The sequence below is a fragment of the Microbacterium arborescens genome (genome assembly GCF_049707515.1).
Classification (GTDB): domain Bacteria; phylum Actinomycetota; class Actinomycetes; order Actinomycetales; family Microbacteriaceae; genus Microbacterium; species Microbacterium arborescens_B.
Genome location: NZ_JBNAFI010000005.1, coordinates 85,395 through 104,450, shown reverse-complemented (window position 1 = coordinate 104,450; position 19,056 = coordinate 85,395). Strand labels below are relative to the sequence as shown.

General features: G+C 70.7%; 14 protein-coding genes and 1 tRNA gene. 4 read left to right on the top strand and 11 right to left on the bottom strand.

The genetic code is table 11. The features are described from left to right. Positions 1–87: 87 nt before the first annotated feature. Positions 88–2,166: a beta-galactosidase gene (locus ACPYN5_RS11110; RefSeq protein WP_424449050.1), complete on the bottom strand. Its 2,079-nt coding sequence runs from the start codon at positions 2,164–2,166 to the stop codon at positions 88–90. Between the two features lie 61 nt (positions 2,167–2,227). Here ACPYN5_RS11110 and ACPYN5_RS11105 point away from each other — a divergent pair, with 61 nt between their 5' ends. After that, positions 2,228–2,824 (top strand): TetR/AcrR family transcriptional regulator, encoded by a 597-nt coding sequence (locus tag ACPYN5_RS11105; protein ID WP_424449049.1) that lies wholly within the window; start codon positions 2,228–2,230, stop codon positions 2,822–2,824. 164 nt (positions 2,825–2,988) lie between these two features. Beyond that, the gene (locus ACPYN5_RS11100; RefSeq protein ID WP_424449048.1) at positions 2,989–6,072 is read left to right on the top strand and encodes a chitobiase/beta-hexosaminidase C-terminal domain-containing protein; all 3,084 of its coding nucleotides are present in this window, start codon (positions 2,989–2,991) and stop codon (positions 6,070–6,072) included. 127 nt (positions 6,073–6,199) lie between these two features. On the opposite strand, the gene ACPYN5_RS11095 is transcribed toward ACPYN5_RS11100, so the two are convergent. The 7 genes from ACPYN5_RS11095 to ACPYN5_RS11065 form a co-directional block, all read right to left on the bottom strand. Then, on the bottom strand, positions 6,200–7,009 hold the full coding sequence (locus ACPYN5_RS11095) for a sugar nucleotide-binding protein (RefSeq protein ID WP_424449047.1): 810 nt from the start codon (positions 7,007–7,009) through the stop codon (positions 6,200–6,202). A gap of 63 nt (positions 7,010–7,072) precedes the next feature. Next, on the bottom strand, positions 7,073–8,029 hold the full coding sequence (locus tag ACPYN5_RS11090) for a sugar kinase (RefSeq protein ID WP_424449046.1): 957 nt from the start codon (positions 8,027–8,029) through the stop codon (positions 7,073–7,075). Then, complete coding sequence (locus ACPYN5_RS11085) at positions 8,026–8,688, bottom strand: bifunctional 4-hydroxy-2-oxoglutarate aldolase/2-dehydro-3-deoxy-phosphogluconate aldolase (RefSeq protein ID WP_424449045.1); 663 nt, start codon at positions 8,686–8,688, stop codon at positions 8,026–8,028. Before ACPYN5_RS11085 ends, ACPYN5_RS11090 begins: the two co-directional genes overlap by 4 nt. Beyond that, the gene (manD, locus tag ACPYN5_RS11080) at positions 8,678–9,919 is read right to left on the bottom strand and encodes a D-mannonate dehydratase ManD (protein ID WP_424449044.1); all 1,242 of its coding nucleotides are present in this window, start codon (positions 9,917–9,919) and stop codon (positions 8,678–8,680) included. Before manD ends, ACPYN5_RS11085 begins: the two co-directional genes overlap by 11 nt. A 34-nt stretch (positions 9,920–9,953) precedes the next feature. Further along, the gene (locus tag ACPYN5_RS11075) at positions 9,954–11,345 is read right to left on the bottom strand and encodes an MFS transporter (RefSeq protein WP_424449043.1); all 1,392 of its coding nucleotides are present in this window, start codon (positions 11,343–11,345) and stop codon (positions 9,954–9,956) included. A gap of 87 nt (positions 11,346–11,432) precedes the next feature. Continuing rightward, positions 11,433–12,437, bottom strand: a complete 1,005-nt coding sequence (locus ACPYN5_RS11070; protein ID WP_424449042.1) for an L-idonate 5-dehydrogenase — start codon at positions 12,435–12,437, stop codon at positions 11,433–11,435. Then, positions 12,434–13,957 (bottom strand): mannitol dehydrogenase family protein, encoded by a 1,524-nt coding sequence (locus tag ACPYN5_RS11065; RefSeq protein ID WP_424449041.1) that lies wholly within the window; start codon positions 13,955–13,957, stop codon positions 12,434–12,436. The genes ACPYN5_RS11070 and ACPYN5_RS11065 overlap by 4 nt, the downstream gene beginning before the upstream one ends. Before the next feature lie 151 nt (positions 13,958–14,108). On the opposite strand from ACPYN5_RS11065, the gene ACPYN5_RS11060 reads away from it, so the two are divergent. After that, the gene (locus ACPYN5_RS11060; RefSeq protein ID WP_424449040.1) at positions 14,109–15,074 is read left to right on the top strand and encodes a LacI family DNA-binding transcriptional regulator; all 966 of its coding nucleotides are present in this window, start codon (positions 14,109–14,111) and stop codon (positions 15,072–15,074) included. A gap of 17 nt (positions 15,075–15,091) precedes the next feature. Here ACPYN5_RS11060 and ACPYN5_RS11055 read toward each other — a convergent pair whose 3' ends face one another. Next, complete coding sequence (locus tag ACPYN5_RS11055) at positions 15,092–16,165, bottom strand: alanine racemase (RefSeq protein ID WP_424449039.1); 1,074 nt, start codon at positions 16,163–16,165, stop codon at positions 15,092–15,094. A gap of 129 nt (positions 16,166–16,294) precedes the next feature. On the opposite strand from ACPYN5_RS11055, the gene ACPYN5_RS11050 reads away from it, so the two are divergent. Beyond that, the gene (locus ACPYN5_RS11050) at positions 16,295–17,245 is read left to right on the top strand and encodes a manganese catalase family protein (protein WP_424449038.1); all 951 of its coding nucleotides are present in this window, start codon (positions 16,295–16,297) and stop codon (positions 17,243–17,245) included. Positions 17,246–17,324: 79 nt separating this feature from the next. On the opposite strand, the gene ACPYN5_RS11045 is transcribed toward ACPYN5_RS11050, so the two are convergent. Then, positions 17,325–17,416, bottom strand: a tRNA-Ser gene (locus tag ACPYN5_RS11045). Between the two features lie 90 nt (positions 17,417–17,506). Further along, on the bottom strand, positions 17,507–18,829 hold the full coding sequence (locus tag ACPYN5_RS11040; RefSeq protein WP_424449037.1) for an LCP family protein: 1,323 nt from the start codon (positions 18,827–18,829) through the stop codon (positions 17,507–17,509). Between the last annotated feature and the right edge of the window lie 227 nt (positions 18,830–19,056).

The window sequence follows — 19,056 nt, the reverse complement described above, 5'->3', positions numbered from 1 at the left end:
CCGACCGTCGTGCCCGCGCGAGGCTCTTGACAGCGGTCCGGCCCGCGCGAGGCGAGCCTCGACGCGGGCCGGACGGGCGGGTGACCCTCAGGACCGGACGGACAGGCCGTCGGCGACGACCGCGACTCCCCGGGGCTCGATCGTCGTCGTGGCGCCGTCGGAGGTCGCGGCTCCCCCGATCAGCTCGCCGGAGGCTGCCACCGTCACCGCGTCGTCGGTGCGGTTGGCCAGGAACAGGTACCGCCCGCGCTCGTCGGCGCGCACGATGACCTCGACCGCTCCGTCGGCCGCGCGAGCGTCGCCCGCGAGCGCTTCGACATCGGCGGCCAGGCGCTGCAGCAGCGCGCGGGCGCCCTCGCGGCCGACCGCAGCCGAGACGTACGTGGCGCTGCCGCTGGCGCTGCCGGTGCCGCTGGCGCGGCCGCCCTGTCGACGGGTGACGGCGGGGGCACCGGCCAGGTCGCCGTCGCGGTAGGTGTCGAGGATCTCGACGTCGGCCTCGACCCGCGAGATCCGCTCGGCCCAGTCGCGCACGACTGTCCCCGACGACAGCGCCGTCGTCTCGCCCGGGAGCATCGGCGCGAACTCCTCGACCGTGACGCCGAGCAGATCGCGGAGCGCACCCGGATAACCACCGAGCCACACGTGGTCGTTCTCGTTCACGACGCCCGAGAAGTAGGTCGTCACGAGGTGGCCGCCGGCGGACACGAACGCGGTCAGCCGGTCGCGCAGCGCCGCCGGGACGACGTGCAGCATCGGAGCGATGACGACCTCGTACTCGTGCAGGTCGGCTGCGATCGGAACGACGTCGACGCGCACGCCGAGATCGAGCAGCGCTCGGTACCACAGCAACGTCTCATCGTCGTAGGCCGGCGACTCGGAGGGATGCGAGTCGCGCCCGCTGACCCACCACGACTCGTAGTCGAAGACGAGGCCGACCCGGGCCTTCTCGCGGCGGGTGCCGGTGACGGGGGCGAGGGCCTGCAGCTGCGCACCGAGGTCGACGACGTCACGGAACACCCGGCTGTCGGCACCGGCGTGGGGCACCATGCCCGAGTGGTAGCGCTCACCGCCCGCCCGGGACTGACGCCACTGGAAGTAGCAGACCGCGTCGGCGCCGTGACCGACGTGGGTCAGGGCGTCGCGGACGAGCTCACCCGGCCGCTTCGGCGGATTCACGGCGCGCCAGTTCACCGCACTGGTCGCGTGCTCCATGAGGAACCACGGTCGCCCGCCCGCGAGGTTGCCGGTGAGGTTGGCCCAGAACGACAGGTCGTCGCGCCCGAGCTCGCCGGGACGCAGGTAGTGGTCGTTCGAGACGAAGTCGACGTCGTAGAGCCAGCTCGCGTAGTCGATGTCGCGGACGTTCTGCGCGACCATGAAGTTGGTCGTCCGCGGGACGTCGGGGGTGACCTCGGCCAGCACTGCGTTCTCCGCACGCAGGTGGTCGCGCACGGCATCCGACGAGAAGCGCTCGAAGTCGAGCTGCTGCCCGGGATTGCGCTGCGTGGGGGCCGCGCGCGGTGGGAGGATCTCGTCCCACTCCTCGTAGTGCTGCGACCAGAACGCCGTGCCCCACGCCTCGTTCAGCGCATCGAGGCTCGCGTAGCGATCCTGCAGCCACACGCGGAATGCCCGCGCCGCGTCATCCGAGAAGTCGTAGAGGTTGTGGCAGCCGAGCTCGTTCGAGATGTGCCACGCGACCAGCGCGGGATGGTCGGCGTAGCGCTCGGCGAGTGCCCGGGTCAGCCGCAGGGCGTACTCGCGGAAGACGGGCGACGTCGGCCGCCAGTGCTGCCGCGAGCCCGGCCAGAGCGTCGTGCCGTCGATGGTCACGGGCAGGATCTCGGGATGCCGCTTCGCGAGCCACGGCGGCGGCGACGCGGTGGCGGTGGCGAGATCGACGTCGATTCCGTTCTCGTGCAGGAGACCCATGACGTCGTCGAGCCAGCCGAAGTCCCACTCACCCGGGCGCGGTTCGAGCAGCGCCCACGAGAAGATGCCGAGCGAGACGACGTTGACCCCGGCCTCGCGCATCAGCCGAACGTCCTCGTCCCAGACCTCCCGTGGCCACTGCTCGGGGTTGTAATCGGCGCCGTAGCGCATCCGCCCCGGCCCGAGAGCCCCATCCTTCACCCAGCGATACGTCGTGTCATCCGTTGCCATGCGATCAGCGTAGACCCAAAAACGTGCATATGCACGGTTTCCTGTGCCCTACGCTCGGGTCATGCCCTCCGATGCCGCACCGCTCCCCCGCGGTCCGTATGCGAAGAGCGCCGCGCGTCGCGCCGAGATCATCGCGTCGGCGACCTCCGTGTTCGGAACCCACGGCTATCGCGGCGGGTCGCTGCGCCAGATCGCCAAGCAGCTCGACCTCGGTCTCACCACCGTCATGCATCATTTCCCCACCAAGGTGTCGCTGCTCGCGGCCGTCCTCGAACAGGAGGACGCCGCCGACACCGGCTTCTCCGAGCGTGCAGCCCGCGACGGCTTCATCCCGAGCGTGCTCGCGATCGTCGAGCGCAATCTCGAGCGGCGAGAGCTCGTGCGCATGTTCTCGATCGTGTCGGCCGAGGCGACGCACCCCGAGCACGAGGCGCACGCCTGGCTGCTCGAGCGGTACCGGGCCGTCACCGAGACCTACGCGACCGCCATCGCCGACGACCGCGGTCGCGGCCGGCTTCGGACGGATGGCGACCCGCGCGCACTCGCGGACCTCGTGATCAGCGGCTGGGAGGGAATCCAGATCCGCTGGCTCGCCGACGACACCGACCCGGTCGCTGCGATGCGCCTGCTCCTGGTCGGGCTGCTGCAGCCCGCCTGAGTCGACGACGCCGACCCGGTCGATAGCTTCACTACCCGAATGTTTGCGAATCCAGCCCTTGCGCGGGCCTTCCAGGGTGCCATACGCTTCCGCGCAGGCGCTCCTGAGTAGTATTGCTACCCGCTGCGCTCGACACGGTCCCCTCGATGACGACGGAGCAACCCATGAGATCCCCCCTTCCCCCGCGCCGCTGGACGGCGCTGATGACAGCCGGGGCGGTGGTCGCCTCGCTCGCCGTCGTCGGCAGCGTCTCGCCCGCAGCGGCAGCCGACGCCGCCACGATCACCATCGACACGGACACCGTGGTGCAGGAGGACTTCCTCGGCGTCGGCGTCAACGTCATCCCTTCGAGCCTCATGGAGCGATCGCGCGGCTTCGGCTACACCGATGCGGATTGGGCCGTCGACGCCGAGCGCATCGCCACGCTCCGGCCGAAGGTCGCCCGCGTGTGGTTCCAGATCGACTGGATGGAGCAGGACAAGGGCGTCTACACCTGGACGAGCGATCGGATGCAGGCCTTCTACCGCTACCTCGACGCGTTCCAGGCCGCCGGCACCGACATCGAGCTCAACTTCGGCTGGAAGGTCGGCGCGGGCGTCCACGACTGGTTCTCGATCCCGGGCGTCGACCCCTGGACGAGCGCTCCGGCAGACCTCGACGCCTACGCGGCCTCCGCCTCCGCCCTGATCGACCAGCTGAAGAACGTCCGCGGGTACGACAACGTCAAGTACCTCACGTATTACAACGAGCCCAACGGCAGCTGGGACTTCGAAGCGCCCGGCGATCAGCAGGCCTACTACGTCGACATGGCCCAGGCGGTGCACGAGCGCCTCGTGGCCGACGGGCTGCGCGACGAGGTCGAGATCTGGGGGCCCGAGGAGACCGGCGCCCCCGCCTGGACGGCCTATATGGCGCAGAACGGCGGCGACGCGTTCGACCAGTACAGCTTCCACACCTACGGCGACTCGTACGCATCCGTGCCCGCGAGCATCAATGCGCGCACGAGCGTCGCGGGAGGAAAGCCCGTCAACATGTCCGAGTTCGGCTGGTCGGCCGACGACGCAAGCGGGTGGAATTCGGGCTACGCCAATTACGTCATCGCGGGCGCGAACCTCGGCTTGCACTCCATGCTCGTCTGGCAGCTCAACGGCACCTGGACCGTCGACCCCGACGGCGACACGAACGGCACCTACAACATGTGGGATTCGGTCATCCTGGGCCTCGAGCCCCGTCGCACCTTCCTCTCGGCAGGCCTGTTGAGCCGCTACATCCCCGCCCACAGCGACGTCCTGCATTCGTCGTCGTCCTCGGGGGATGTCCGAACTGCCGCTTTCCGGGACGACGCCGGCGACTACACCGTCCTGGTCGAATCGAAGGGCGCGGCGCCCACCGACCTCACGGTCGACTTCGGCACCACCGCCGTCGACGCCGACTTCCACCGCGTGGTCTACAGCGACGACCTCGTCCCCGACGAGAACGCCCTCCTGCCGACCGTGTCGGCCTCCATTCCTGCGGGGACCTCGTTCGACGACAACCTCGAGCAGGGCTATTCCTTCGCGATCTACACGACGGCCGACCCGGCCGTGCAGGTGCGCCTGGGCGACGTCGACCCGACGGTCGCCACGGGCGCGACTCTGCAGCTCAGCGCGGACGTCCTCGACGGCACCGGCGGTGTCACGTGGTCGGTGGCCGGACCGGGCAACGGCTCGGTCTCGAGCTTGGGCGTCTACACCCCGCCCACCGTCGACTCCGAGCGCAAGGTCGCGGTGCGAGCGACGAGTACGGCCGATCCGACCTCCTCCGCCGTCGCAGTTGTGACAGTCACCCCGCAGCTCTCCTCCGCACGCGTCGACCCCGTCCAGTTCGATCTCGACAGCGGCGTCTACCCGGGATCCGAGGTCCTGACGCTCACGACGGCGACCCCGGGCGCCCAGATCCGCTACACGACCGATGGATCGGCCCCCACGGCAACCTCGACGCTCTACGAGCGCCCGATCATCCTCGCGGAGAGCTCGACTCGCTTGTACCGGGCGGGCGCCTTCGCTCCGGGGCTGCAGCCTTCGGGGCTGACGAGCCGTCTGTTCAAGATCGGCGGGGTCTCGCAGGGACCCGACGGATACACCCTCTGCGCGAACGAAGGCGGCACCTGCTTCTTCTCGGGTCAGCAGAGCGTCGCGTTCGGCGGCGACGGACTCTTCACCTACCAGGCGAAGACCGGGCCGGTCGCGTGCGATGCGGCGACCCTTGGCGACCCGAACCCGGCCGGCACTCAGCGCTGCTACGTCAGCCCCGAGCTGCCCGGTTCGTACCCGCTCGTCACGTTGAGCAACGCCGGCTTCGAGAAGCCCGCCGGAACCCGCTCGCGCACCGGCCCCTTCACCAACGGCTGGACATTCGACACCCGTTCGGGCATCCAGAACGGGCAGGGCCCGCTCGGGCCGCCCACGCCCGCCGAGGGGCAGCAGGTCGGGTACCTCAAGACGGATGCCGGCGTGCAGGGCACGATCTCGCAGCAGGTGGCATTCCCCGCCGGCGAGTACCAGGTCGTGTTCGCCTTGTCGGGGCGATCGGGCTATCCCGCTCAGAGCTTCGACGTGCTTTACGACGACACCGTCATCGGATCGTTCACGGTGGGCTCGACGAGCACCTACACGACCGAACGGACGGGCGCCTTCACCTCGGGCGGCGGACGGCACACGATCACGTTCCGGGCCACGGCACCCTCGGGCGACCGGACGGCGTTCCTCGACGCCGTCCGGATCGAGGCCCCGGTCGCGCCGGAACCGGCGCAGCTGTCGAACACCGGGTTCGAGGCGCCCGCCACGACGGGGGTGAAGTCGGCCCCGTTCACGGAGGGGTGGTCTTTCACGGGACGCTCGGGGATCCAGCGCAACGGCAGCGCCTTCGGGGCGCCGACGGCGCCGGAGGGCGTGCAGACGGCGCTGCTGCAATCGCGCAACGGTGAGCACGGCGCGTTCTCGCAGACGATCGACCTGGCCGCCGGCGACTACACCCTCAGCTATCAGGCATCCCGCCGGCCCGGCTACAGCGCGGTGCAGACGATCCAGGTGGTCGTCGACGGAGTCGTCGTCGACAGCTTCGCGCCCCCGGGCAACACCTTCACGGCGCACACGACGCCGGTGTTCTCGGTGGCGGGGGGCGACCGGCAGATCACCCTGCGCGGATCGGCTGCCACCGGCGACGCCACCGCCTTCGTCGACGCGGTGTCGCTCGTCCCGGTCGACTGACCCGGTTGCGGTCCGGTCGGCGATACAACCGTCGGATCGGTGGTGGTGGTGACGACGCGGCTGCGGCTGCGGGCGACACCGGCACCGCCGTTCCGGCGAACGTATCAGCCTCGACCGGACCCGAGGATCAGCCGCGGTCGGCGATGATGCGCGCGTAGCCCTCGACGAAGGTCGGGAACTCGAGGTCGCCGAGCAGGGCCGCGAGACGCGAGCCGTCGAGGATCTTGCCGCGGTCGGCTCCCGCCCCGGCCTCGGCCCGCGGCGGCGCGTCGACCCCCAGCCGGTCGGCGATGAACGCGACCACCTCGCCGAGCGACGCCGGCCGGCGGTCGACGCCGTGCAGCAGCGCGGGGGGCTCGTCCGCGGCGAGCAGGCGCTCGATCGCGCGGACGAGATCGGCCTCGTGGATGCGGTTGGTGCGGCGGTCGTAGTCGACGGCCTCGCCGGCGAGCACGTGGCGGATCAGCCGCTCGCGCCCGGGCCCGTAGATCCCGGCGGGGCGCACGATGATCGCGCCGAACAGCTCGGCCGCCGCCCGCTCGCCGTCGACGAGCTGTTCGCCGCGAGGGCTCGTGGGCCGCGGTTCGTCGTCCTCGTCGAGCGGGCGGTCGACGTCCCACCCCTCGAAGACGCGGGTGGATGACACGAAGACGGTGCGCTCGGGGAGTTTCGGGAGCGCCTCGGCGACCCGTGCCAGCGCGGCCCGGTAGAAGCCGGCGTCATCGCCCGGCGGAAGCGTCACGACCATGGCGTCGACGGCGGGCAGCGCCATGTCGAGGGGCGCGGCGAGGTCGGCCACGATGGGGGTGAAGGAGGGCCGGATGCCGCCGGCGCTCCGCCGGATCGCGACGACCTCCTGCCCCGCGTCGACCAGACTCTCGCCCAGGCGCGTGGCCACCTTGCCTGATCCGACCAGAAGCGTCCGTCGAGCAGTCATGGTCTCATCCTCCCAGCTCCGGAGCGGGGTGGGCCGAGTCCGCCGCCGCCGCCGGCGCGGTGGTCAGCGCCGAACGGGGTCGGTGCCGACGGCGTGGAAACGCTCAAGGTCGGCGAGGGTGGGCGCGGCCTCCCAGTCGCCGGGGCCGAGGCACGCGATCGCGCCGCACGTGTTGCCGCGGCGCAGCGCCTCCGCGACGCCGCCTCCCGCGAGCCGCACGCTCAGGTAACCGGCGACGAACGCGTCTCCGGCGCCGACGGTGTCGAGGGGGTCGATCGCGAAGCCCGGCGCGTCGACGACGTCGGCACCGGCGTGGACTGTGGCTCCCTCGGCCCCGCGCTTGACGACGACCTCGGCGACTCCGGCCGAGCGCAGGAGCGCCGCGGCCTCGTCGACATCCGCGCCCGTGATGAGTTCGAGTTCCGCCACGCCGCCGAACACGGTGTCGGCGCTCTCGGCGATCTCGCGGAGAAGCGGCGCCGCGACGGCGGACGGTGCCAGGGCGGAGCGGTAGTTCACGTCGAAGCTGACCGCGACGCCCGCTCCCCGCGCCCGGGCCACGGCGTCACGGACCGCGTCTGCAGCCGACTCCGAAAGAAGCGGAGTGATGCCGGTCACGTGCAGCAGCGCCGCTTCCTCGATGCGCCCGGCAGGCACATCGTCACGTCCCAGCCGCGAGCCCGCGGAGCCGGCCCGGTAGTAGTGCACGGCCGTCGTCGCAGCCGTCGGCCGTTCCTTCACCATCAGCCCCGTCGGCGCGCCCGTGTCGACCCGAGCCTCGACCTCGACGCCCTCGCCGCGAAGCTCGCGCACGACGCGCTCGCCGAGGGGGTCGGCGCCGACGCGACCGCACCAGGTGACGGGTACACCCAGGCGACGCAGGGCGATGGCGACATTCGACTCCGCGCCACCGATCCCGATCGCGAGCGTGGCGATGTGGCGGAGCGATCCGATCTCCGATGCCCGCATGAGCGCCATGGTCTCGCCGAGCGTCACGACGCTCCGCTCCGCCGCGCTCATCCGCCCACCCCGTCGGCGCAAGCCGCGACGAACTGCCGTGCGCGCTCACGCAGCGCTGCGAGGTCTCCCCCGGCGAAGGCGTCACCCAGCAGGGGTCCGCCGACGCTGACGGCGACAGCGCCGGCGTCGAGCCAGGCCCGGGCGCCGTCGAGGTCGACGCCGCCGGAAGGCACCACGCTGATGCCCGGGAACGGCCCGCGCAGGTCCTTCACGTAACCGGGGGTCACCTGCCCCGCGGGGAAGACCTTGACGGCGGCCGCGCCGAGCGACCACGAGGCGAACAGCTCGGTCGGCGTGAGGCCGCCGGGCACGATCGGAAGCCCGGCCGCGACGGCCCGCTCCACCAGCGCCCGCGCGGTGATCGGGGTGACCGCGTACGGCGCGCCGGCGTCGATGACGCGCTCCAGCTGGTCGAGCGCGGTCACCGTGCCCACGCCGATGTCGGCGGCGCCGCGGTATCGCTCGATGAGGGCGGGCAGCCGGTCGAAGGTGCCGGGGGTCGTGAGCGTCACCTCGACGCTGCGGACACCGGCATCCACGAGCACGTCGATCACCCGGTCGTAGTCCGCCGCCTGCTGCGCCCGGGCCACCACGACGAGTCGCCCGTCGCGTGTGAACGTCGGCAGCGAGGGCCGCGACGCTGCATTCTCACCAGTCATGCATCGTCCCATCGGTCAGCCGGTTCACCGGCAGGTAGGCCTTTGTGTACTCGAAGGCACCGGCGGCGTCCTCGTCGAGCTCGACGCCGAGGCCGGGCGCATCCCCCGGGTGGAGGAACCCGCGGTCGTAGGTGTACGAGGTGCGGAAGACCTCGAGCGTCGTGTCGTTGTGGGGCATGTACTCCTGGATGCCGAAGTTGTGGATCGCCAGGCCGAGGTGGAGGGCCGCGGCCATACCGACCGGAGAGATGTCGGTAGGTCCGTGGATGCCCGACTTGATGCCGTAGAGGGCGGCGAAATCGAGCAGCTTCTTCATCGAGGTGATGCCGCCCGTGTGCGTCACCGCCGAGCGCACGTAGTCGATCAGCCGCTCGGTGATGAGGGTCTGATAGTCGTGAACCGTGTTGAACACCTCGCCGATGGCCAGCGGCGTCGTGGAGTGCTGGCGCACGAGCCGCAGGGCGCTCTGGTCCTCTCCGGGCGTGCAGTCCTCGAGCCAGAAGAGGTCGTACGGCTCGACGTCTTTCGCGAACCGGGCGGCCTCGATGGGCGACATCCGGTGGTGACCGTCGTGCAGGATGCGCAGGTCGGTGCCGAAGTCCTCCCGCAGTCGGGCGAAGACCCCCGGCATGTGAGCGAGGTACTTGCGGGTGTCCCAGCTCTCCTCGGCCGGCCGGGTGGCGGACGAACCGTCCGCTGCCCGCTTGGCGGGCTCGTAGTCGTACTTCGCGCCGGGCTTGTTGGTCGCGACGCCGTAGATCTGGCCGAGCCCGGGGATGCCGGTCTGCACCCGCACCGCTGTCACGCCGCTCTCGACGTAGGCGGTGACCGCGTCGCGCAGCGAGGCGTAGTCCGCGCCCGAGGCGTGGACGTACACCCGCAGGGCGTCGCGGCTCGCCCCGCCGAGCAGCTGGTACAGCGGCATCCCGGCCTTCTTGGCCTTGATGTCCCACAGCGCCATGTCGACCGCCGCGATCGCGGCCATCGTCACAGGACCCCGTCGCCAGTACGGCGCGCGGTAGAGGTACTGCCAGGTGTCTTCGATGCGATCCTCGTCGCGGCCGATGAGGGTCGAGGCGACGTGATCGCGCAGGTACGACGCGACGGAGAGCTCGCGACCGTTGAGGGTCGCGTCGCCCCACCCCACGACGCCGTCGCTCGTGGTGATCTTGAGGGTGACGAAGTTGCGTCCCGGGCTGGTGACGCTCACGTCGACGAGTTCGATGGTCATGCGAAGCTCCTGGAGAGGTGCGGGATCGGTTCGGTCAGATCGCGTCGCGCGGGTCGGTCAGATCGCGCCCCGCGACCTCGGGCATCCAGATCGACGCCACGAGCGCGCAGAGCGTGAAGAACATCAGCATGATGATGATCGGGATGAACGAACCGGTGACGGCCGAGACCCAGGCCGCCGCGATGACGGGGCCGGCGCCGGTGGCCACGATCGCCGCGATCTCGCGTGCCATGGCGGTGTAGGTGTACCGGTTGCGGGCGCCGAAGATCTCGGGAAGCGTGAGATTCTCGAGCGAGGCGAAGCTCATCACCGCGAGGTTGTGCAGCACGACGTAGCCGACGAACACCTGCACAGTGTCCTTGCTGCTGATCATGAGCATCGTCGGGACGATGACGATGAGTGCGATGATCGCCCACACCATGTACATGCGCTTGCGGCCGAAACGGTCGCCGAGCCAACCCGAGAGCGGGACGGTGACGAAGGCCACGAGCGACGAGACGATCACGGCATTGACACCGATGGAGCGGTCGAGCAGCAGCACGACGGTGATGTAGCTGATGAGGTACGTCTGGATCATGCCCGAGTTGCCGGCCTGACCGAAGCGCAGCAGCAGGGCGATCGAGAAGGCCTTCCAGGGCTTGCGCTGCATGGCCTCGAGCGTGCGGACGTCGCCGGTCTCGGTGGCGAGCTGCAGGGCCTCGGCCTTCGAGAGGGCCTTGCCGTCGACGACGTCGTCACGCTCCTCGAAGACCGGGGTCTCCTTGAGGTTGAAGCGCACCCAGATCGCGAAGAGCATGATGACCGCGCTGGCGACGAAGGGGATGCGCCAGGCCCAGTCGATGACCTCGTCCTCGCTGAAGGTGACGAGCAGGATCGCCCAGATGCCCGAGGCGAGCAGCGTGCCGCAGTTCGTGCCGAGCGCGACGAGCGACGCGATGATGCCGCGGCGCTTGGCCGGGGCGTACTCCGCGAGCATGACGCCGGCGCCCGAGATCTCGGCGCCTGCGCCGAAGCCCTGCGCGATGCGCAGCAGCACCAGCAGGATCGGCGCGAGGATGCCGACCTGGTCGTACGTCGGCAGGAAGCCGATGAGCGTCGTCGCAAGCCCCATGAGCAGGATCGTGTAGAACAGCACCTTTGTGCGGCCGGTCTTGTCGCCGAGGCGGGCGAAGAAGAACGCGCCGACCGGGCGGGCCACGTAGCCCACGCCGTACGTCGCCATCGCGGCGACGACCGCCACGGCGGGGTTCTCGGACGAGAAGAACAGGTCGGCGAACACGAGCGCGGCTGCCAGCGAGTACAGCTGGTAGTCCATGAACTCGAGCGCGGTGCCGAGCCAGCCCGAGATGGCGGCGCGGACGAGGTCGCGCACCGACCTCTTCGCTGTGGGATCGGCGGCCGAGGCCGTTGTGGTGGCGTCTGACATGGTGAGGTACTCCTTCGGACCTGTGGAGGGGTTATCGGATGCGGCGGTCGGACGGGCGCTATGCCGACGGACGATGCCGCGGTATCGCTAGAGGGAGAGCAGCACCTTCGCCGAAGCGGAGGAATCGCGGGCCACCGTGAGCGCGTCCACGGCGTCGGATGCCGGGATCACGTGCGTGATGACCGAGTCGAGGGCATCGGATGCCGCGAGCATCTCGATCGCGTCGTCTATCTCGGTCGAGAAGCGGAAGGCGCCGCGCAGCGTCAGCTCCTTGGCGAGCATCGGCGCGAGGTTCACCCCGATCTCGGCGTTGGCGAGCATGCCGACCTGCACGACGGTGCCGGCTCGCCGGGCCGCGCGGACCGCCTGGGTGAGAGCCGGCGCGACGCCGGAGCACTCGAAGACGACGTCGAACGACTCGTCGTCGATGGTGTCGTCGCCGACGAGGAAGAACTCGCTCGCTCCGAGGGATCGGGCGCGCTCGAGCGGCTCGGGGCGCACATCGCTCGCGCCCACGACAGCAGCGCCCGCGCGGTGGGCGGCCGCCGCGACGAGAAGCCCGATGGGTCCCGCACCGATGACGAGCACCCGCTTGCCCGCGACCTCGCCCGCGAGTCCGACGGCATGCAGCGCGACCGCGAGCGGCTCGGCGAGCGCCGCACGCTCGAGCGGCAAGCCCTCGGGCAGCACGCGCACCATCTGCGCCTCGACGATCAGGTACTCCGCAGCCCCGCCCTGACGGTGCGGATCGGCCGCGGCGCTGCCGAGGTAGTCGCCGCCGGCGCGCAGGTGCGGGTACGCCTCGAGCCCCGGCGTCTCCGGGCCGAAGCGAGCCGGGTGCACCGTGACGGGTGTTCCCGGAGCGAGCCGGCCCGAGGGGTCGAGGTCGACGACACCCGACAGCTCGTGCCCGGGGGTCAGGGGTTCGCGGATGGTGTATTCGCCGTTGGCGCCGTGGAAGTAGTAGTGCAGATCCGAGCCGCAGATGCCCACGAAGCCGACCCGCAGTCGTACCTCGCCGGCGCCCGGTTCGGGCACGGGGCGCTCCTCCCAGCGGAGGTCTTCACGGGAGTGGATCGCGAGAGCCTTCATGCTCGGTGCTCCTTCGGGTTGGTGTCGGGCGCAGCGGATGCGCCGACGCAATCATCGATGGCGGCGGCGACGCCGTGGCGTGCGATCGCGTCGACGAGCTCCCCTACCCGGTCGATGAACGGCGTCCGGGCCGCGAGGCGCTCGCCGAACAGCCGGCGGTCGCCGATGACGCGCTGCGCGAGCTCGCGCCCGTCGCGCGCGGAGGCGGCGAGCCCCGCGAGTGCCTCGCGCGCGGGATCGGTCATGGCGCGTGCGTGCTCGCCGGGATCGGTTCCCGTCAGCGGCGCGACGCAGGAGAGGTAGCCGGCGACCGTGAGGGCGATGAGATGCGGCATGCGTCCCTCATCCAGCGCCTGCAGCGCCGGCTCCGGAATCCGCTGGCCGAGCTTGACCGAACCGTCCGAGCCGACCTGGGTCGTGCGGTGTCCCAGGGCGCTGTTGCCCCAGCGATCGAAGAGCTGCCGCTCGTACTCGCGGACGTCGACCGCCGTCGGCACATCGACCGACGGCTCGTACTCGTCGCGCAGCACGATGCGCGCCGCGGCCTCGATACCGGCCGATCCGATCGCCTCGGGGATCGTCGCCGCGCCCGACAGCGCGCCGAGGTAGGCGATGAGCGAATGGGTGCCGTTGAGCAGTCGGACCTTGAGCTGCTCGTAACGGCTCACCTCGTCGGTGAAGACGGCGCCGCCGGCCTCCCATGCCGGCCGGCCGCCGGCGAAACGGTCCTCGATGGCCCACATGGTGAACGGTTCGGCGGGCACCGGGATGCCGTCGTACAGGCCGAGCAGCGCGCTCACCTCGTCGCGCAGACGCGGCGTCGTGGCCGGGACGATCCGGTCGACCATGCTCGAGGGGAACGTCACCGCCTCGTCGAGGAAGGCCAGCGCCTCGGCGCCCTCGGATCCGGGCAGCGTGGCGAGGAATTCGCGCACGAGCTTCTCGGTGTGCGTGCCGTTCGAGGCGAGGTTGTCGCAGCTGAGGATGGCGATCGGCGCTCCGCCGGAGCCGGCGCGGCGCTGCAGCCCGCGGGCGAGCTGACCCACCGTCGAGCGGGGTGCCGCTCCGTCGAGGTCGGCGCGGACGACCGCGTCGTCGGTGTCGAGGTGCTGCGTGGCGGCGGAGTAGCTGTAGCCGTTCTCGGTGACAGTGAGCGTGGCGACCCGGATCCGCGGGTCGGCCAGATCGGCCACCACGCGGTCGGGGTCGTCGGCCGCGACGTAAGCGTCGGTGTGGACGCCGGGCACGCCCAGCACCGTCGAGCCCGGCGAGATCGTCGCGACCGCGTAGAGCATGTCCTGCTCGTGCATCGCGTCGACGATGCCGTGTGAGCGCGAGGCGACCCCGACGATGCCCCAGTCCCCGCCGTGCGCATCCATCGCGGCGGCGGTGTAGACGGCCTGGTGCGCCCGGTGGAAGCTGCCGAGTCCGAGGTGCAGGATGCCGGCGGCGTGGGGCGCGGGCCGGACATCGACGCCGATCCGGGCGGCGCGGCCCAGGCGGGCGGTGCCGCCGGTCATGCGCGGGTGCCCTCGGGGGCGGCGGCGCGACGCGTCGGGAGATCGGCGTTGATCGTCATGCAAACAATGGTGCGGTGTTTGTACAACATTGTCAACCTCTTACATCGACAACATGCAGGATCATGGGGAGGGCGAGAGAGGACGGGTGACCGTGGCAGCGACTTTGACCGACGTGGCGCGACGGGCCGGCGTGTCCGTCGCGACGGCGTCGCGCGCCTTCGGCGAGCCCGACCGCCTTGCCGCCGCCACCCGCGAGCGCGTGCTCGTCGCGGCCGGCGAGCTCGGGTACGCCAACCCGCAGGCGAGCACGGCACGGCGCACGATCGGCGTGGTCTTCCCCGATGTCGCGAACCCCGTCTACGCGACCACGCTCAAGGCCATCCAGGGTCAGGCCTGGCACGGCCGGCACCGCACGGTCGTGTTCGACGCCGATGAGGATCCACGCCGCGAGCGGGAGCAGATCGAACGCGCCCGCGAGCTCGACGGGATGCTGCTGTGCTCACCCCGCCTCCCCGACCGCGACGTGCTCGACCTGGTCGGTAGCACTCCCTGCGTCATCGTGAACCGGCTGATCGAGCCGCTGCCGAGTGTGCTCATGGACACCGAGCACGGACCGACTCAGGCCGTCGAGCACCTCGCCGCTCTCGGCCACGAGCACATCGCCTACGCGTCGGGGCCGCGCGGATCGTGGGCCGACGTGCGCCGCGCCGACGCCATCGCGCGGGCCTGCGAGCGGCACGGCATCCGCCTCACCCGCCTGAGCCACCACGCCGCCTCGATCCAGGGCGGCCGGGCTGCGGCCGCGCCCGCGTCGGCGAGCGGGGCGACGGCCGTCGTGGCGTACAACGACCTCGTCGCCCTCGGCATCGAGGCGGGCATGTCCGAGCTCGGGATCGTCTGCCCCGACGACGTCAGCATCGTCGGGATCGATGACATCGACCTCGCCGGTGCGGTCACGCCGGGCCTGACGACGGTTCGCATGCCCATCGACCGCTGCGGCGCGCTCGCGGTCGACCTGCTGCTGCAGGCGCTCACGAGCGGCACCGCTCCCGAGACCGTGACCCTTAACTCGCAGCTGATCGTGCGGTCGTCGACTGCCGCCCCGCACATCCGCTGACTGGGCGGGGTGCTGCGTCAGGAGTTCTTGCCCCTCGCGGCCACCCTCCATCGCTCCGTGCCCGATGCCGCGACGGCGACGACCTCGTCGACGAGATTGAGGACGAGGCACACGTGGTTGGGGATCAGCTCGAGCTCGCTCCCCAGTGCCGGCGACGGCTGATCGGACGGCCACGCCACCGTCGCGTGATGCTCCGACAGCGCGACGATGACCGCACCCGGCTGTCCCGCGACGCGTCCGAACCCCTCGACCCAGGCCGGCCGGTCGCTGCCGAGCACCTTGCTCCCCGCATCCAGGACGAGCTGCATCCCGCCGTCGGGCCCCGGATGCCGGCTGACCACGGTGGCCACGACGGTGAGGGCGATGTCGTCCGGCTCGCAGCGGCCCAGGGCGAGCTGCTGAGCGTCACCGAAGACGTAGACGCCGGGCCGCACCTCGGTCGCGCCGCCGTCGGCGGTCGCCAGCGCACTCGGCGTCGACCCTCCGCTGCGGCGCTCCACCGTGAAACCGGCGGCCTCGAGCCCGGCCGCAGCAATACGCAGCGCCTCGCGTTCGTCGAGTGCCGCCTGCTCTGCGGCTCCCGGGGCGTAGCTGTGGCCCGGGAAGGTGAAGAGGCCCGCCACGCGCAGACCACCGGCTTGCGCCGCCGCGGCGACGGATGCCGCGTCGCCCGGGTCCGCACCGCTGCGATGATGCCCGCTGTCGACCTCGACGAGCACCTCGAGCAGGGACGCCGCAGCACCGAGCGTCCGCGCGGCGTGCGCGGCGCCCTCGACGGAGTCGACCCCGAACGACACGCGCGCCGACCGCGCGAGCCGCTCGAGCCGCGCGGCCCGGTCGGGCGTCAGCCACAGCGGATACGCGATGAACACGTCGGGCGCACCCTCGGCGACGAAGACCTCGGCCTCGCCGATCGTCGCGACGGTGAGCCCCACGGCGCCGGCGTCGAGCTGCATCCGTGCGATGCTCGGGATCTTGTGCGTCTTGACGTGCGGACGCAGGGCGAGGCCGCGCTCGCGGACGGCGGCGGCCATCCGGTCGATGTTGCGGGCGAGCACATCGACGTCGATCCGGACGTAGGGGGTCTCCATGCCCCTCACGCTAGCCACCCGGACGCACGAGCGGACGTGAAGGGTACCGGGTGAGCGCGTTGTGATCGAGGGGGTAGGTGAACGGCGCCGCGGCTCGGAGTGTGGGGGCCACACCCCCGAGGAGGAAACATGTACTTCCACGTCCAGGAATTCATCAACGAGATCGCTCAGGACGAGCCGGATCCGGCCGCAGCCAACGCCCTGCAGGAGGGACTCGGCGGACAGTTCGGCGAGATGCGCACCATGATGCAGTACCTCTTCCAGAGCATCAACTTCCGCGGCCCCTCGGCCAAGGCGTACAAGGACCTCATCCAGGGCATCGGCACGGAGGAGATCAGCCACGTCGAGCTCATCGGAACGACCATCTCCCGCCTGCTCGACGGCTCCCCGGCCTATCGGGGCAAGGAGAAGGACCCGGTCGACCAGCCCGGCGCCGGCGGCGCGACGCCGCTGAGCATCGCGATGGACCACAGCAACATCCACCACTACCTCGTCGGCGCTCAGGGCGCCCTGCCCGTGGACGCGGCCGGCAACCCGTGGTCGGGAAGCTACGTCTACAACTCCGGCAACCTCGTTCTCGACCTGCTGTACAACCTCATGCTCGAGTCCACGGGGCGACTGCAGAAGTGCCGCCTGTACGAGATGACGGACAACAAGATGGCTCGCAGCACGATCTCGTACCTGATCGTGCGCGACCAGGCGCACGAGAACGCGTACGCGAAGGCGCTCGAGACCCTGGGGGTGAACTGGCGCACCTCGCTGCCGATCCCCAAGACCAACGCCGAGCAGTTCCCCGAGGTGAAGCGCCTGGTCGACCTCGGTCTGCAGAGCAAGCAGTACTCCTTCGATCTGGGCAACCAGTCCGAAGCGGGCAAGATCTTCCAGGGCGCGTCCCCGTCGAACGACGGGACGCTGCTGGACGCGAGCGAGCAGGCCCCGGCGGGAGCACCCATGACGATCGCCCCGGAGCGGCTCGAGGAGTTCTCCCCCGGCGCCGACGCCGACCTGCGCGAACTCATCGCGGCGACAGCCGCGATGGAGATGGCCGACATCGACGCGACCTTCGGTCGGATGTCGTAAGCCGTCGAACGGCACGTCCGACGCGAACGACGAAGCCCCCGCGAGCCGCATCCTTCTGCGGTTCCGGGGGCTTCTGCGGTGGCGGAGACGGAGGGATTTGAACCCTCGGTCCCCTTACGGGGACTCCACCTTAGCAGGGTGGTGCACTAGGCCTGACTATGCGACGTCTCCACGGCATCCGACGCGAGACGGCGCGGATGCACCCGGCAATCATAGCCCGCTCCGACCCTGGGGCCGAATCGGGAACGAGAGCCGCGACTCCTACTGCTCCGCGACGGTGCAGGTGACCTGGGCTGCGCTCGATCCTGCGATGTCGCTCGGCAGCTCGACGTACTCGGTCGGCGTCTCGGTCGGCTGCGACGCGTTCGGGTCGGGCGCCGCGCCCTCCCCCTCGACGGGCGGCGTCGCGGCGGGATCGGGTGTCGCGCCGGGCTGCGGAGCCTCGCCGACGACCTCGACGCCATAACCCTGGCTCGCATCCCCGGTGAGCTGGATCGGACGGTTCTCGGCGAGCGCCTGGAAGAGCATGTCGGCCGAGGTGGTGTTCGGAAGCACGCGCAGGCCGTCGGATGCGTAGGTCGTCGGATACTGCAGGAAGTTGATGTCCGAGAACGGCACGTCCTTCACAGCCATCGCGATCTGCACCATGCGCGTGGGGCTCGCGAGCGTCTCGCTCAGCTGCAGCTGCTTGCTGTTGACCTGCTGCAGCGCCGTCGTGGCGATGTTGAACAGCGCCTGCGGGTTGGCGAGCACGGCGTCGGACTGGAGCTTGCGGACCATCGAGCTCATGAACTGCTGCTGGTTGGAGATCCGCGCGAGATCGGACCCGTCGCCGATCCCGTGACGCATGCGCAGGAACTGGAGCGCCTCGGCGCCCACGAGGGTGTGGGTTCCGGCTGTGAGGTCCAGACCGGTGTGACGGTCGCTGACGTCCTGCGAGAGACAGACGTCGACGCCGCCGATCGCGTCGGACATGTTGATGACGCCGGTCCAACGGATGGATGCCGCGAACTGGATGTCGATACCGGTGAGCTCTTCGACCGTGAGCACGGTGCACGGCAGGCCGCCGTACCCGAACGACGCATTGATCATCTGCGCGCTCATCTCGGGGTGACGCCCACCCTGACCGTCGGGGCAGGAGGGGATCGGAACGACCATGTCGCGCGGGAACGAGACGACGGTGACGCGTCGCGGCTCGTCGCTGATGTGGACGAGCATCGTGACGTCGTTGCGCTCGCCGCCGTCGTCGTCGATGCCGCAGCGGGGGAAGAGCGCGAGATCCTGGCCCTCGCACGAGTCGGTGCCGGCGATCAGCATGTTGACGCCGCCCTCGATCTCGCCGATCGTGGGCGGCAGCTGGGCGACGTCGTCGCCCTCGAGCGCGATGCTGTTGTCCGAGACGGTGCGCGCGGCGTCCCACACGTAGAAGCCGCCGACGGCGAGCCCGCTCACGACGACGACCGCCACCATGACGCCGAGCACCGCGAGGATCTGCGTCAGCGGGTTCGGCGAGCGCAGCTGACCGTGCCGGGCGACGGGACGACGACGGCGACGCGACGCCTTCGCATCGGAACGTGCGCTCACGGGTGTCCTCTCGACGGGCCGGCGTGGAGGGCGTTTCGGATGTCACGACCTCGACCGTCGCGACAACACACTCCCGGTGACCGACTCATCATAGGGACGGATGTCTGGAAAGTCCGTGAGCGCCGTCGGGCATGCGAGGTGGTGACGCCCCCCAGTCGGTCGCCACCACCCGACATGCCCTGCCGCGCTGGTACCGACGCTAACGAGGCACGCTCGGTGCCGGTGAC

Coding starts and splice junctions, on each gene's coding strand:
- ACPYN5_RS11110 (WP_424449050.1), bottom strand. CDS start 2,166: ATGGCAACGGATGACACGACGTATCGCTGGGTGAAGGATGGGGCTCTC.
- ACPYN5_RS11075 (WP_424449043.1), bottom strand. CDS start 11,345: ATGTCAGACGCCACCACAACGGCCTCGGCCGCCGATCCCACAGCGAAG.
- ACPYN5_RS11085 (WP_424449045.1), bottom strand. CDS start 8,688: ATGACTGGTGAGAATGCAGCGTCGCGGCCCTCGCTGCCGACGTTCACA.
- ACPYN5_RS11095 (WP_424449047.1), bottom strand. CDS start 7,009: ATGACTGCTCGACGGACGCTTCTGGTCGGATCAGGCAAGGTGGCCACG.
- ACPYN5_RS11050 (WP_424449038.1), top strand. CDS start 16,295: ATGTACTTCCACGTCCAGGAATTCATCAACGAGATCGCTCAGGACGAG.
- ACPYN5_RS11055 (WP_424449039.1), bottom strand. CDS start 16,165: ATGGAGACCCCCTACGTCCGGATCGACGTCGATGTGCTCGCCCGCAAC.
- ACPYN5_RS11070 (WP_424449042.1), bottom strand. CDS start 12,437: ATGAAGGCTCTCGCGATCCACTCCCGTGAAGACCTCCGCTGGGAGGAG.
- ACPYN5_RS11100 (WP_424449048.1), top strand. CDS start 2,989: ATGAGATCCCCCCTTCCCCCGCGCCGCTGGACGGCGCTGATGACAGCC.
- manD (WP_424449044.1), bottom strand. CDS start 9,919: ATGACCATCGAACTCGTCGACGTGAGCGTCACCAGCCCGGGACGCAAC.
- ACPYN5_RS11090 (WP_424449046.1), bottom strand. CDS start 8,029: ATGAGCGCGGCGGAGCGGAGCGTCGTGACGCTCGGCGAGACCATGGCG.
- ACPYN5_RS11065 (WP_424449041.1), bottom strand. CDS start 13,957: ATGACCGGCGGCACCGCCCGCCTGGGCCGCGCCGCCCGGATCGGCGTC.
- ACPYN5_RS11105 (WP_424449049.1), top strand. CDS start 2,228: ATGCCCTCCGATGCCGCACCGCTCCCCCGCGGTCCGTATGCGAAGAGC.